The following is a 12,956-nucleotide window of genomic DNA, read 5'->3' as shown; positions in this document are numbered from 1 at the left end:
GCCCGCCGCCGGCGCCGGGCCAGGGGGGCGTGGGGGCCTGGGGGGCCGTGCCCCGTGCGCCGGCCCCGGGCGGCTGCTCGGGGGTGCCCCACCCGGGCGGGGCCGGGGCGGCTCCGAGGCCCCGGGCGCCGGCGCACGGCGGGACGCCGCCCGTCTCCGGGACGCCACCGCCCCATCCCCGTGCGGACCGCTCCCCGGAGGGCGCCTCCGCGCCGGGCCGCTCGAAACCGGGCTGGGCCGTCGAGGCGGCCCGGCAAGCGCCGCCCGGGGGGCCGGCCCCGGGAGGAGCGGCCGCGGACGCGTCCGCGGCCGCCCGACAGGCCGGCGCGTCACAGCAGGTCAGATCCTGCGGCGGTCGTGTTCTCATCCGGGACCACCCCGGTCCGTACGGTCGCCCGCCGCCGGTGGGCCCACGGAGGCGCCCGGGACGGAACAGTGATCAACAGGGACGTTTCGGCTGGACGGAATGACAGCTTCCGGTCGCCAGCCGTGGCGGTCGAGGGCGCGCACCAGCGCGGCGACCACGCGGGGGTCGAAATGGGAGCCGGAGCAGCGGTCGAGCTCCGCGAGGGCCACCGGCACGGGCCGGGCGCGGCTGTAGCTGCGGGTGGAGGTCATCGCGTCGAAGGCGTCGGCCACGGCCACCACGCGGGCGAACTCGGGGATCTGACGGCCCGCCAGGCCGTAGGGATAGCCGGTGCCGTCCAGCCGCTCGTGGTGGTGCAGGATCGCGGCGCGGGCCTCGTCGAGGAAGCCGATGCCGCGCACCATCTCATGGCCGTACTCGGGATGCAGCTCGATGATCCGGCGCTCCTCCGGCGTGAGCGGGCCGTCCTTGCGCAACACCCCGGTGGGCACGGCCAGTTTGCCGAGGTCGTGCAGGGTGCCGGCGAAGCGCAGCGCCTCCAGGCGCTCGCCGCCGATGCCCAGCTCGCGGGCGATCAGCACGGACGCCCGGCCGACGCGCTCGCTGTGGCCACGGGTGTAGCGGTCCTTGAGGTCGACGGCCTGCACCAGCGCGCGCACCGTGGCCTGGTGGGCCGCCCGCTCGCGGCGGCAGCGGTCCTGGACCCAGGAGGAGACCGACACCGGCAGCAGGACCAGCAGCGCCGCCGGCGGCCCGTAGGGGCTGTGCCACAGCAGCGCCGTCATCAGTCCCGTCGGCCCGTGGACCAGCGCCGGCGCGAGCGCCGCCGGCACCGGCGTCCGCCAGGCCGTCCGCGCCGAGCGGCCCTCGGCGGTGACCAGCACGCCACCGTCCAGGACGGCACCGACGAGGGCGAGCACGAGTCCGGCGGCGACGGCCGGCACCAGCGCGGCGGGGAGGCAGGCGGCGTCGGGCACGCGGGGGGCGCCCAGGCCGGGCCCGTAGACGTACGAGGCCGCGGCGGCCGCCAGGGAGGACCGCGCCGCGTGCCACAGCCGCCGCACCCACGCCGGGCGCCGGCCCTCCCGCCGCACGAGCGCCCCGGGCACCGCCACGACGGCGGCGGACGCGGGCGGCAGCAGCACCGCCGCGGCGATCAGCACGGGCAGTGTCAGGGGGCGGCGCGGCAGCCGCTCGCCCGCGGCGCAGACGGCGGCGAGCAGGACGACCTCACCCCAGGGCACGGCCGGGCCGCCGCGTACGACGGGCGCGGCGCACACCGCGGCGGCGAGCACGGCGCACGCGATATACGCGCGCGCCGCCGCCGGAAGTGCCCACATGGCGCGTCCTCCCCGACCCTTGGACATGGCGTCTGGATGGGGAGAATAGGCTCAGGAAAGCCCGGAGAACCGCGCACGGGGAATCCGCCGTCCGTTCGGGTGACGTTCCCTGGTGCGGTGGTTTGGATCACTGCTATCGCAGGATCCGGCCCGCGCCGCGAGCGCGGCGCGCGGGCGTCAGTCCTGCTGCGCGGCCTCGGCCGCCCTGGCCTCGGCCACCACGTCCTGATCGGGCACCGCGTGCCCGGCCCGGATGAGGTCGATGCGGCCCATGACCTTCGAACGGAGGTCGGCCGGCACGTCGTCATGGCCGCAGCAGCGCTTGACCAGCTTCTTCACCGCCTGCTCGAGCCCGTACTTCTCCAGGCACGGAGAGCACTCGTCGATGTGCACCTCGAACTTGGCGCAGTCGCCTTCGGGCATCTCGTGATCGAGGTACTCATACAGGTGGTCGAGGACTTCGGAGCAGTCCGTCTCGTGCGGGTCTCCGCAGCTCATGAGTCCGAGCCTTTCCGATTGTGCGACTCGTCGGAACCGTTCTGCGCGGGGGCGGTCCCCGCCGGGACCAGACCGCGCTCGCGTGCGTAGTCCTCCAGCAGTCCGCGCAGCTGCCGGCGGCCCCGGTGCAGCCGGGACATCACCGTGCCGATGGGGGTACCCATGATGTCCGCGATCTCCTTGTAGGCAAAGCCCTCCACGTCCGCGAGGTAGACCGCTATGCGGAACTCCTCCGGAATGGCCTGAAGGGCTTCCTTGACATCGGAGTCGGGAAGGTGGTCCAGCGCCTGGGACTCGGCGGAGCGCAGCCCGGTCGACATGTGCGACTCGGCGCGCGCCAGCTGCCAGTCCTCGATCTCCTCGGACGCGCTGCGCAGCGGCTCACGCTGCTTCTTGCGGTACGAGTTGATGAAGGTGTTGGTCAGGATGCGGTAGAGCCACGCCTTGAGGTTCGTACCGTCACGGAACTGGTGGAAGGACGCGTAGGCCTTGGCATACGTCTCCTGCACCAGATCCTCGGCGTCCGCCGCGTTGCGCGTCATGCGCAGGGCGGCCGAGTACATCTGGTCGAGGAAGGTCAGGGCGTCGCGCTCGAAGCGCGCGTTGCGCTCCGCGGCGCTCTCGGCAGGCTCCCGCTTGCGGTTGTCGTCGGCCCCAGCGTCGATCCCAGTGACCGGACCCACCTCCTCCAACAACACGGCGGCGCCCGGACCGGACCCGCTCGAATCGGAGAATAGACGACGATCCGGTGCGCTCGCCGCTCCGGCCAGGGCCGACTGGGCCATACCCATGACCGCCCAACCCTGGTCGGCCGTCTGCGGGCGGGACGGGCATGCGATCGAACCCATGCGGGGAGCTCCCATTCCTTCGTCTGTGCCGGTACGTGATACAGAGACCACAACAGCGGCACCCGGTGGATCATTCCCGCCCGAACGGAAACCTCCCAAGAGCCCTTATGAACCGGGCCCGATCGCTCTAGACCGCCTTCAGCCACATCCCGACCGCATGGGTGATCACGTCCAGCGCCTCCTCCTGGGTGACGTCCGCCTTCTTCGGCACCGCGAAGCCGTGGTCGCCGTGCGGCACGACGACGGGTTCGGTGCCGGGCGGGAACTCCTCGGGGCGGCCGAACGGGTCGCGGGCGCCCTGCACCACGAGCACCGGCACCCCGGCGCCGGTCAGCTCGTCGGCGCGGGAGCGCTCCGGCCGGCCCGGCGGGTGCAGCGGAAAGCTCAGCGCGAGCACGGCCGCGGCGCCGAGACCGGCCGCCGTGCGGCAGGCGACGCGGGCGCCCGCGCTGCGGCCGCCGGCCACCACCGGTACCCCGGGCGCGGTGAGCGCGGGCCAGACGGCCCGCCAGGCCGCATCGAGGGCCGAGGGCGCGGGCGCGACCTTCCGGCCGGCCACCCGCCACGGCTGTTCGACCAGGGCGACGCTCACCCCGTCGGGCGGCAGGGCCGCCGCCAGCGCCCGCAGGTCGCGGGCCTCGACGCCGCCGCCCGCGCCGTGCCCGAGGGCGAGCACCAGGCGCGCGTGGGGCGCGAGGTGCCAGTGGACGCGGGCGTCGCCGGCGGGGGTGGGCACGTCCTGGACGGTCTGCTCGATGCGTTCGCTCACGCCTCCATCCTGCCGGGCGGGCCGCCGACCGCGGCGCGCGGCGCTCGGAACGGCGACGGCTCGGAACAGCGCAGGCTCAGAACAGCGTCGACTCCTCCGGCGCGGGCAGTTCCTTCAGCAGCTCGGGCCCGTTGTTGCGGACGTCGCTGACCGCGGTGGAGACGGGGTAGGCCCGCAGCAGCCCGGCGGGCGGGGGCGCCAGCAGCGGCAGCAGCTCCTCCGGTTCGGTGCGCGCCGGGTCCAGCCACGTGGCCCACCGCTCGGGCGGCAGGACGAGCGGCATCCGCGGGTGGATCTCGGCGAGCGAGCGCGGCCCGGGCTCCTGTGACTCCTCCGTCTCCCCCGTCTCCGCGAACGGCTCCGTGTCGGCCTCGGTGGTGATCACCGAGCAGGTCGCCCACCAGGCCCGGGGATGGTCGGGCGGCAGCGTGGGATCGCGCCAGAACTCGAACAGCCCGGCCATCGCCATCACCGACCCGTCGGCCGGCGTGACGAAGTACGGCTGCTTGCGGGCGCGCTTGCGGCGCCCCTTCTCCTCCAGCTCGCGCTCCCGCTCGCCGGTGACCCACTCGTAGTAGCCGTCCGCCGGGAGCAGGCAGCGCCGCGCCCCGAAGGCCCGCCGGTAGGACGGCTTCTCGTGGACCGTCTCCGCGCGAGCGTTGATCATCCGCGCCGCGCCCTCGGGCGTCTTCGCCCATGACGGCACCAGGCCCCAGCGCAGGGCGCGAAGCTGACGAACCGGACGCCGGTCCGCTGCGTCTTTGACAGGACGCTCGAGCACCGCGTAGACGCTCTTCGTCGGCGCCACGTTCCAGTCCGGAGCCAGCGTCTCCTCCGGTTCCCACTTCTCCACCCCGAAGAGCCCGGCCAGGTCCTCCGGCCGCCGGCTCGCCGCATATCGACCGCACATGAGTGCCACACTGCCACGAAGACGCTAGGAGCGGCTCAGAAATGGACAACAGCACCACCGCCACCGATCTGTGGGACCGTTCCTCGAGCGTCTTCGGCACTCAGCCGCACCCATCGATCTGGCTCATAGCCGTCACCGGCGTCGTCGCGCTGGCCGCGGTGGTCCCGCACGGCGTATGGAGGATCACGCGCAACGCCGTCACCATCGCCCACGAGGGCGGTCACGCCCTGGTAGCCCTGCTCAGCGGGCGGCGCCTGGACGGCATCCGGCTGCACTCCGACACCTCGGGGCTGACCGTCTCCCGGGGCCGGCCGACCGGGATCGGGATGATCCTCACCGCGGCCGCCGGCTACACCGCCCCCTCCCTGCTCGGCCTCGGCGGGGCCTACCTGCTGGCCGCCGGGCACATCACCGCCCTGCTGTGGGGGGCGGCGGCGCTGCTGGCCGCGATGCTGGTGATGATCCGCAACGCCTACGGCGTCCTGACCGTGGTGCTCACGGGGGCGGCGTTCGTGCTGGTGTCGTGGCTGACGGGGCCCGCCGTGCAGGCGGCGTTCGCCTACGGGGTGGTCTGGTTCCTGCTGCTGGGCGGGGTCCGGCCGCCGTTCGAGCTGGGGAGCAAGCGCCGGCACGGTGGTGCCCGGGATTCCGACGCGGACCAGCTGGCGCGGCTGACGAACCTGCCCGCGGCGGTGTGGCTGGGGCTGTTCCACGTGGTGACCCTGTGCTGCCTGAGCGGGGGCGGACGCTGGCTGCTGGGGCTGTGACCGGGCTTCTCGTACCGAACCACGACGAGAACGTCAGTAAGGTAAGGGCATGACCGAGAGCCCCGTGCACCCTGACCTCTGGCCCGCTCCGCTCGCCACCGGAGCGGTCGACGCGACCGTTACCGTGCCCGGATCGAAGTCGGTCACCAACCGTGCGCTGATCCTGGCCGCGCTCGCCGCCGAGCCGGGCTGGGTGCGCCGCCCGCTGCGCTCGCGCGACAGCGTGCTGATGGCGGACGCCCTGCGCGCCCTGGGCGTCGGCATCGAGGAGACCGTCTCCTCCAGCTCCACCGTCGCGGACGGCCCCGACACCACCGGTGAGGCCTGGCGGGTGATCCCCGCCCGGCTGCACGGCCCGGCCACCATCGACGTCGGCAACGCCGGCACCGTCATGCGCTTCGTGCCGCCGGTCGCGGCCCTCGCCGACGGCGCGGTCCGCTTCGACGGCGACCCCCGCAGCTACGAGCGCCCCCTGCACGGCGTGATCGACGCGCTGCGCGCCCTGGGCGCCCGCATCGACGACAACGACCGCGGCGCGCTGCCGCTGACCGTGCACGGCGCGGGCGCGCTGGACGGCGGCCCGGTGGAGATCGACGCCTCCTCGTCCTCGCAGTTCGTCAGCGCCCTGCTGCTCTCCGGCCCGCGCTTCAACCAGGGCGTCGAGGTCCGCCACGTCGGCTCCGTGCTGCCGTCGATGCCGCACATCCGCATGACCGTGGACATGCTGCGCTCGGCCGGCGCCCAGGTCGACACCCCCGAGTCCGGGGGCGAGCCCAACGTCTGGCGCGTCTCCCCCAGTGCCCTGCTCGGCCGCGACCTGGTCGTGGAGCCCGACCTGTCCAACGCCGCGCCGTTCCTGGCCGCCGCCCTGGTCACCGGCGGACGCGTCACCATCCCGGACTGGCCCGAGCGCACCACCCAGCCGGGCGACGCGCTGCGCGAGATCTTCACCTCCATGGGCGGCAGCTGCGAGCTCACCGACGCCGGCCTGACCTTCACCGGCACCGGCCGCATCACGGGCATCGACGCGGACCTGCACGAGGTCGGCGAGCTCACCCCGGTCATCGCGGCCGTGGCCGCCCTGGCCGACTCCGAGTCCGTCCTGCGCGGCGTCGCCCACCTGCGACTGCACGAGACCGACCGGCTGGCCGCCCTGACCAAGGAGATCAACGAGCTCGGCGGCGACGTCACCGAGACCGAGGACGGGCTGCGCATCCGCCCGCGCACCCTGCACGGCGGTGTCTTCCACACCTACGACGACCACCGGCTGGCCACCGCCGCCGCCGTCATCGGCCTGGCCGTCGACGGCGTGGAGGTGGAGAACGTGGCGACCACCGCCAAGACCCTTCCCGACTTCCCGGAGATGTGGACCGGGATGCTCGGCTCCGTCGCGGGGGCGACGACGGCGCCGAGAAGCTGAAGAGACCTGGAAGCACCATGCGCCGCTACGGCAAGCACACCGACGAGGACGACGTCCGCGTCCGCCCCAACCGCAAGGGCAACCGCCCCCGTACGAACATCCGGCCGAAGCACGAGGACGCCTCCGAGGGCTTCGTCCTGACCGTGGACCGCGGTCGGCTGCACGTCCTCATCGACGACCGCACCATCGTGGCGATGAAGGCCCGCGAGCTGGGCCGCAAGAGCGCCGTGGTGGGCGACCGGGTCGCGGTCGTCGGCGACCTCAGCGGCGACAAGGACACCCTCGCCCGCATCGTCCGCGTCGAGGAGCGCAGCTCGGTGCTGCGCCGCACCGCCGACGACGACGATCCGTACGAGCGCGTGGTCGTCGCCAACGCCGACCAGCTGGCGATCGTCACGGCCCTCGCCGACCCCGAGCCCCGGCCCCGGCTGATCGACCGCTGTCTGGTCGCGGCCTTCGACGCCGGGCTCGAGCCGCTGCTGGTGCTGACCAAGTCGGACCTGGCGTCGGCGGAGAAGCTGATGGAGTCCTACGGGGCCCTGGGCATCGACTACGTGGTGACCAGCCGTGAGGAGCTGGCCGCCGGGGAGGCCGCGCAGCGGGTCCGCGAGAAGCTGGAGGGGCGGATCACCGCGTTCGTCGGGCACTCCGGCGTCGGCAAGACCACGCTCGTCAACGCCCTCGTGGAGCGTCAGCGGGCCACCGGCCACGTCAACGCGGTCACCGGCCGGGGCCGGCACACCACCACGTCCGCGCTGGCCCTGCCGTTGCCGGACGGCACGGGCTGGGTCATCGACACCCCGGGCGTACGGTCGTTCGGCCTGAACCACGTGGACCCCTCGCGCGTCATCCACGCCTTCCCCGACCTCGAGCCCGGCACCGAGGGCTGCCCGCGCGCGTGCAGTCACGACGAGCAGGACTGCGCGCTCGACCAGTGGGTCGCCGACGGCCACGCCGACCCGCAGCGGCTGTACTCGCTGCGCCGGCTGCTCGCGACGAGGGAGCGGCGCGAAGGCGACTGATCGCCTACGTTTGCGAGTGACCGCGGGCGGCAAGTGCATCAAGAGCGCCGAAGCCCACGGGGCGGTCCGCGAAACGGGAGGCAATCTGATGGCGTGGCTGCTGGTCGTGGTCGCCGGACTGTTGGAAACCGGCTTCGCCGTCTGCCTCAAGCTCTCCCACGGCTTCACCCGGCTCTGGCCCACGATCGCCTTCGCCTGCTTCGCGCTGGGCAGCTTCGGCCTGCTGACGCTCGCCCTGCGCAAGCTCGACGTGGGTCCGGCCTACGCCGTGTGGACGGGCATCGGCGCGGCCGGGACCGCGATCTACGGCATGGTCTTCCTGGGCGACCTGGTGTCCACGCTCAAGATCGTCTCGATCACGTTCGTGATCGTGGGCGTCATCGGGCTGCAGCTGTCGGGGTCGGCGCACTAGCCCCCCTCGGACACTCCCTCAGGCATCCCCTCAGGCACCCTCAGACAACGGGCCCGCCGAGCAGGATCCGTACGAGCCGGGCGACCTCGCCCGCCGCCTCCTCGTCCGAGCCGGCCGGGGCCACGACGTACGACAGCGTCAGCCGCACCGCCGCCTCACAGGCCCGCCGCACCCCCTCCGGATCGGGCGCCGCGCCCGGCGGGGCAGCGGCGGCGAGCGCGCCGAGCGCCCCGGCCACGCTGTCGCGGATCCGCTCGGCCAGCGCGACGGGCGAGGGGGTGCCACGGGCCGGCCGCACGCCGAACGGGGTGCGGGGGGCCGGCAGGGGCGGGGCGGCGGCGGGCGGCAGGCGGTCGCCCCGGCAGCCGGTCAGGGCGGCGCGGACGAGCGGGTTCGCCCGGGCCGAGCGCAGCGTCCAGACGGCGGCCGCGGCGCAGCGGTCCCCGGCGTCGGCCCCGCCGCGGGCGGCGGTGTCGGCGAGGGAACGTTCCACCCCGGCCAGGAAAGACTCCGACTCACGGCGCACGAGGGCGCGGGCGAGGCCGTCCTTGCTGCCGAACTCGTTGTAGAGGGTCTGCCGGGACACCCCGGCGGCGGCTGCGACGTCGACCATCCGGACCCCGTTCCAGGGCCGGGCGCCGAGCGCCGTGAACGCCGCGTCCAGCAAGAGCTCTCGTGCCGCGGGCATCGTCGCCTCCCCGGCCGGACGGCCGCACGAAGATTGGGGGCCAGGCACAGGATTGACGCGCCGCCAGACGGTGTCAAGAGCCCCGGCAGGTCGCGCCGCACGTGACCTGGCGTTGGCCAGGGGTAATGTGCGGAGCATGTCGGACTACCACGATGATCTGCGCCTGGCCCACGTCCTGGCGGACGCCGCGGACGCGGCCACCATGGACCGGTTCAAGGCTCTCGACCTGAAGGTCGAGACCAAGCCGGACATGACTCCGGTGAGCGAGGCGGACAAGGCCGCCGAGGAGCTGATCCGGGGTCATCTCCAGCGCGCCCGGCCGCGCGACGCCGTGCTGGGCGAGGAGTTCGGCAGCGAGGGCATGGGGCCGCGCCGCTGGGTCATCGATCCGATCGACGGCACCAAGAACTATGTCCGCGGGGTGCCGGTGTGGGCCACGCTGATCTCGTTGATGGTGCAGGACAAGGACGGCTTCCAGCCCGTCGTGGGCGTGGTGTCGGCGCCGGCGCTGGGCCGCCGGTGGTGGGCGGCGAAGGACTCGGGCGCCTACACCGGGCGGAGCCTGCTGTCGGCCTCGCGGCTGCAGACCTCGCGGGTGGGCCGGATCGAGGACGCGTCGTTCGCGTACTCCTCGCTGTCCGGCTGGGAGGAGCGCGGCATGCTGCCGGGCTTCCTGGATCTGACCCGGGACTGCTGGCGGACGCGCGGCTACGGCGACTTCTGGCCGTACATGATGGTCGCGGAGGGCTCGGTGGACATCTGTGCCGAGCCGGAGTTGTCGCTGTGGGACATGGCGGCGAACGTCGTCATCGTGGAGGAGGCCGGCGGCCGCTTCACCGGCCTCGACGGGCTTCCGGGGCCCCACAGCGGCAACGCCGCCGCGTCCAACGGGCTGCTGCACGACGAACTGCTCGGCTATCTGCGGACGTAACGGGTTCAAACCCACAAGGCAGTCGTAAAAAGTAGGCAAAATATCATGCCTCGCGAACCTTGTCGGCCGCCGCGCGGGCGTGCCACGCTGGCACTCCCGACGCTTGTGAACTTGTGAACCCCGGCTGGAGGCCGACGGGTTCGGCGTTCCGGGACCGACCCGCAGTCCATGTAGGAGGTGACGCAAGCCATGCTCGTCCGCGACGCCATGAGCACGGTCGTCCTCACCATCGGCCCGGCCCACACCCTCCGGCAGGCGGCGCGGCTGATGTCCGCGCGCGGCATCGGCGCGGCGGTCGTCCTCGACCCCGAGGCCGGCGGCCTGGGCATCCTCACCGAGCGCGACATACTCAACGCGGTCGGGGCGGGCCACGACCCCGACCGCGAGACCGCCCACGGCCACACCACCACCGACGTCGTCTTCGCGGCCCCCGAATGGACTCTGGAGGAGGCGGCGGCCGCCATGTCGCGCGGCGAGTTCCGGCACCTGATCGTGCTCGAGGGCCACGAGGCCGTCGGCGTGGTGTCGGTGCGCGACATCATCCGCTGCTGGGTGCGGGGCGCGCGGCGCGATACCGAGCCGGAACGCGAGCGGGCCGGCGCGCTGGCCGGGTGAACCCGTCCGCGCGCCGGCCGTCCGGGCGTGGGAGAAGGCCGGAGAGGCCGGAGCCCTTTGGCGTCCGGCCTCTCCGGTTTGTACGGCAAGCGTCCAGTTGGCCTATCAGCCGCGCAGGGCCTGGACCGCGGCTTCGAGCCGCTTGCCGTAGTCGGTGTCCGCTTGGCGGAAGTTGTCGATCGCCCGCTCGACGATGTCGTCGCGCGAGACCTTGGCGATGAAGCCCGCCAGGTTGGCGATCAGGCGCTCCTTCTCCCCCTCCGACATCAGCCGGTAGAGGTTGCCCGCCTGGACGAAGTCGTTGTCCTCGGCGTGCGAAGGAGCCTCGGTGTTGCCCGTCGCCCCGGTGACCGTGAGCGGCTGCCACAGCGGGCGGCCGGTCTCGACGGGCCCGCCGAAGCTGTTGGGCTCGTAGTTCTTGGCGCGGCCGTGGCGGCCGTCGTAGGCGTAGCCGTCGCGGCTGTTGGTACGGGCCACGGTGGCGTGCGGGCGGTTCACCGGCAGGTGGTCGGCGTTGATGCCGACGCGGTAGCGGTGGGCGTCGCCGTAGGCGAAGAGCCGGCCCTGCAGCATCTTGTCGGGGGACGGGCCGATGCCCGGCACGAAGTGCGCCGGCGAGAAGATCGACTGCTCGACCTCGGCGAAGACGTTCTCGGGGTTGCGGTTGAGCTCCAGCCGGCCGATCTCGATCGGCGGGTAGTCCTCGTGCGGCCACACCTTGGTGAGGTCGAACGGGTTGAAGCGGTAGTTCGCCGCCTCGTCCGCCGGCATGATCTGCACCTGCACGGTCCAGCTCGGGAACTCACCGCGCTCGACGGCCTCGCGCAGGTCGCGCTGGTGGCTGTCGGGGTCCATGCCGGAGACCCGCACGGCCTCGTCGGTGGTGAGGTTCTTGATGCCCTGGTCGGTCTTGAAGTGGTACTTGACCCAGAAGACCTCGCCGGCCTCGTTGTTCCACTGGTAGGTGTGAGAGCCGTAGCCGTTCATGTGGCGGTACGAGGCGGGGATGCCGCGGTCGCCGAACAGCCAGGTCACCTGGTGGGTGGCCTCGGGCGACAGGCCCCAGAAGTCCCAGACGTTGTCCGCCTCCTGAGAGCCGGTGTACGGGTCGCGCTTCTGGGTGTGGATGAAGTCGGGGAACTTGATGGCGTCCTTGATGAAGAACACCGGGGTGTTGTTGCCGACGAGGTCGTAGTTGCCCTCTTCGGTGTAGAACTTCAGCGCGAAGCCCCGGGGGTCGCGGACCGCGTCGGCGGAGCCGAGGTTGCCGGCGACGGTGGAGAAGCGCAGGAACGTTTCGGTCTGCTTGCCGACCTCGGAGAGGAAGTTCGCCCGGGTCCAGCGGGTGACGTCGGCGGTCACGGTGAAGGTGCCGTAGGCACCCGCGCCGCGGGCGTGCACGACGCGCTCCGGGATCCGCTCGCGGTTGAAGTGCGCGAGCTTCTCCAGCAGCAGCTGGTCCTGGACCAGGACGGGGCCGCCGAGGCCGGCCGTCTCGCTGTTCTGGTTGTCCGCGACCGGAGCTCCGGACTCCGTGGTCAGCGGGCCCGTCGTGGTTGTCGCCTCGCCGTTCGCCGTGGTCACGTGCGCCTCCGTCGTCAGATGTCTGTGCCAGGTCCAAGCCCCTGGCCTCGACCGAGATCGATCCTACATTGGACTCTGTCTAAGTCAAGATGCGAACCATAGAAATACGCATTCCATGGGTGGACATGGCCCGCTGCTACGCTGGTCCTATCTGACTGATAGGTGAATGGCATGAGTGACCTGCTGGAACGACTCCGGGGACGCGGCTGGCGGCTGACCGCGCAGCGGCGCGTCGTCGCCGAAGTGCTCGACGGGGACCACGTGCACTACACCGCCGACGAAGTCCACGCCAAGGCGGCCGACCTGCTGCCGGAGATCTCGCGCGCGACGGTGTACAACACGCTGGGCGAGCTGGTCTCGCTGGGCGAGGTCCTCGAGGTGTGCACGGACGGCCGCGCCAAGCGCTACGACCCCAACGCCCACCACGCCCACCAGCACCTGGTGTGCTCCCGCTGCGGGACGATCCGCGACGTCCACCCCGCCGGCGACCTGGTGGCCAATCTGCCGTCCGAGGAGCGCTTCGGCTTCCAGGTGTCCGCGGTCGACGTGACCTTCCGGGGGATCTGCCCCGACTGCGCCACGGCCTGAGGGACGGCGCCCCACCCGGGGCGCCCGGGAACACGACGAAGGCCCGGATCCTTGAAAGGATCCGGGCCTTCGTGTCAGTAGCGGGGACAGGATTTGAACCTGCGACCTCTGGGTTATGAGCCCAGCGAGCTACCGAGCTGCTCCACCCCGCGTCGGTAGTGTCACTTTAACCCATCCGTGACCCCTCGGGCAAATGT

General features: G+C 72.7%; 14 protein-coding genes and 1 tRNA gene. 7 read left to right on the top strand and 8 right to left on the bottom strand.

All coding sequences use genetic code 11. The annotated features are described in order from the left end of the window. Positions 1-363 precede the first annotated feature (363 nt). The 5 genes from AB4K12_RS16965 to AB4K12_RS16945 all read right to left on the bottom strand — a co-directional run bounded on the left by AB4K12_RS16965 (position 364) and on the right by AB4K12_RS16945 (position 4,732). Positions 364-1,707 carry an HD-GYP domain-containing protein gene (locus tag AB4K12_RS16965; RefSeq protein ID WP_368434977.1) on the bottom strand — a complete coding sequence of 448 codons (1,344 nt, stop codon included), beginning with the start codon at positions 1,705-1,707 and terminating at the stop codon, positions 364-366. Between the two features lie 177 nt (positions 1,708-1,884). Further along, on the bottom strand, positions 1,885-2,205 hold the full coding sequence (gene rsrA / locus AB4K12_RS16960; RefSeq protein ID WP_362251584.1) for a mycothiol system anti-sigma-R factor: 321 nt from the start codon (positions 2,203-2,205) through the stop codon (positions 1,885-1,887). After that, entirely contained in the window at positions 2,202-2,888 is a 687-nt protein-coding gene (locus tag AB4K12_RS16955; protein ID WP_224323048.1) for a sigma-70 family RNA polymerase sigma factor, read from the bottom strand. The genes rsrA and AB4K12_RS16955 overlap by 4 nt, the downstream gene beginning before the upstream one ends. Before the next feature lie 292 nt (positions 2,889-3,180). Then, the gene (locus AB4K12_RS16950; protein ID WP_368434976.1) at positions 3,181-3,822 is read right to left on the bottom strand and encodes an alpha/beta family hydrolase; all 642 of its coding nucleotides are present in this window, start codon (positions 3,820-3,822) and stop codon (positions 3,181-3,183) included. A gap of 76 nt (positions 3,823-3,898) precedes the next feature. Continuing rightward, positions 3,899-4,732, bottom strand: a complete 834-nt coding sequence (locus AB4K12_RS16945) for an SOS response-associated peptidase (protein WP_368434975.1) — start codon at positions 4,730-4,732, stop codon at positions 3,899-3,901. A gap of 41 nt (positions 4,733-4,773) precedes the next feature. On the opposite strand from AB4K12_RS16945, the gene AB4K12_RS16940 reads away from it, so the two are divergent. From AB4K12_RS16940 to AB4K12_RS16925, 4 genes are all read left to right on the top strand, one after another. Beyond that, on the top strand, positions 4,774-5,499 hold the full coding sequence (locus tag AB4K12_RS16940) for a M50 family metallopeptidase (protein WP_368434974.1): 726 nt from the start codon (positions 4,774-4,776) through the stop codon (positions 5,497-5,499). 49 nt (positions 5,500-5,548) lie between these two features. Further along, positions 5,549-6,919 carry a 3-phosphoshikimate 1-carboxyvinyltransferase gene (gene aroA / locus AB4K12_RS16935; protein WP_368434973.1) on the top strand — a complete coding sequence of 457 codons (1,371 nt, stop codon included), beginning with the start codon at positions 5,549-5,551 and terminating at the stop codon, positions 6,917-6,919. Positions 6,920-6,936: 17 nt separating this feature from the next. Further along, a complete protein-coding gene (rsgA, locus tag AB4K12_RS16930) occupies positions 6,937-7,941 on the top strand; it encodes a ribosome small subunit-dependent GTPase A (protein WP_368434972.1) in 1,005 nt (334 codons plus the stop codon). A gap of 88 nt (positions 7,942-8,029) precedes the next feature. After that, on the top strand, positions 8,030-8,353 hold the full coding sequence (locus tag AB4K12_RS16925; protein ID WP_190063483.1) for a multidrug efflux SMR transporter: 324 nt from the start codon (positions 8,030-8,032) through the stop codon (positions 8,351-8,353). Between the two features lie 40 nt (positions 8,354-8,393). Here AB4K12_RS16925 and AB4K12_RS16920 read toward each other — a convergent pair whose 3' ends face one another. Beyond that, positions 8,394-9,041, bottom strand: coding sequence for a TetR/AcrR family transcriptional regulator (locus AB4K12_RS16920; RefSeq protein ID WP_368434971.1), 648 nt, complete (start codon positions 9,039-9,041; stop codon positions 8,394-8,396). 136 nt (positions 9,042-9,177) lie between these two features. On the opposite strand from AB4K12_RS16920, the gene hisN reads away from it, so the two are divergent. Continuing rightward, positions 9,178-9,972 carry a histidinol-phosphatase gene (gene hisN / locus AB4K12_RS16915; RefSeq protein ID WP_086566465.1) on the top strand — a complete coding sequence of 265 codons (795 nt, stop codon included), beginning with the start codon at positions 9,178-9,180 and terminating at the stop codon, positions 9,970-9,972. Between the two features lie 189 nt (positions 9,973-10,161). After that, complete coding sequence (locus AB4K12_RS16910) at positions 10,162-10,587, top strand: CBS domain-containing protein (protein ID WP_362251605.1); 426 nt, start codon at positions 10,162-10,164, stop codon at positions 10,585-10,587. A 105-nt stretch (positions 10,588-10,692) separates the two neighbouring features. On the opposite strand, the gene AB4K12_RS16905 is transcribed toward AB4K12_RS16910, so the two are convergent. Then, positions 10,693-12,171, bottom strand: coding sequence for a catalase (locus AB4K12_RS16905; RefSeq protein ID WP_362251608.1), 1,479 nt, complete (start codon positions 12,169-12,171; stop codon positions 10,693-10,695). Positions 12,172-12,342: 171 nt separating this feature from the next. On the opposite strand from AB4K12_RS16905, the gene AB4K12_RS16900 reads away from it, so the two are divergent. Then, complete coding sequence (locus AB4K12_RS16900; protein ID WP_362251611.1) at positions 12,343-12,759, top strand: Fur family transcriptional regulator; 417 nt, start codon at positions 12,343-12,345, stop codon at positions 12,757-12,759. A gap of 78 nt (positions 12,760-12,837) precedes the next feature. On the opposite strand, the gene AB4K12_RS16895 is transcribed toward AB4K12_RS16900, so the two are convergent. After that, positions 12,838-12,911, bottom strand: a tRNA-Met gene (locus tag AB4K12_RS16895). Positions 12,912-12,956 lie beyond the last annotated feature (45 nt).

This window comes from Streptomyces sp. C36, from assembly GCF_040932295.1.
GTDB lineage: Bacteria > Actinomycetota > Actinomycetes > Streptomycetales > Streptomycetaceae > Streptomyces > Streptomyces triculaminicus.
Note: the sequence above shows the minus strand (reverse complement) of the source record. Positions and strands in the feature narration are given on the sequence as shown.

Bases quoted from the DNA above. Each gene is read 5' to 3' on its own strand.
- AB4K12_RS16965 (WP_368434977.1), bottom strand. From the start codon at position 1,707: ATGTGGGCACTTCCGGCGGCGGCGCGCGCGTATATCGCGTGCGCCGTG.
- rsrA (WP_362251584.1), bottom strand. From the start codon at position 2,205: ATGAGCTGCGGAGACCCGCACGAGACGGACTGCTCCGAAGTCCTCGAC.
- AB4K12_RS16945 (WP_368434975.1), bottom strand. From the start codon at position 4,732: ATGTGCGGTCGATATGCGGCGAGCCGGCGGCCGGAGGACCTGGCCGGG.
- AB4K12_RS16940 (WP_368434974.1), top strand. From the start codon at position 4,774: ATGGACAACAGCACCACCGCCACCGATCTGTGGGACCGTTCCTCGAGC.
- aroA (WP_368434973.1), top strand. From the start codon at position 5,549: ATGACCGAGAGCCCCGTGCACCCTGACCTCTGGCCCGCTCCGCTCGCC.
- rsgA (WP_368434972.1), top strand. From the start codon at position 6,937: ATGCGCCGCTACGGCAAGCACACCGACGAGGACGACGTCCGCGTCCGC.
- AB4K12_RS16925 (WP_190063483.1), top strand. From the start codon at position 8,030: ATGGCGTGGCTGCTGGTCGTGGTCGCCGGACTGTTGGAAACCGGCTTC.
- AB4K12_RS16920 (WP_368434971.1), bottom strand. From the start codon at position 9,041: ATGCCCGCGGCACGAGAGCTCTTGCTGGACGCGGCGTTCACGGCGCTC.
- hisN (WP_086566465.1), top strand. From the start codon at position 9,178: ATGTCGGACTACCACGATGATCTGCGCCTGGCCCACGTCCTGGCGGAC.
- AB4K12_RS16910 (WP_362251605.1), top strand. From the start codon at position 10,162: ATGCTCGTCCGCGACGCCATGAGCACGGTCGTCCTCACCATCGGCCCG.
- AB4K12_RS16900 (WP_362251611.1), top strand. From the start codon at position 12,343: ATGAGTGACCTGCTGGAACGACTCCGGGGACGCGGCTGGCGGCTGACC.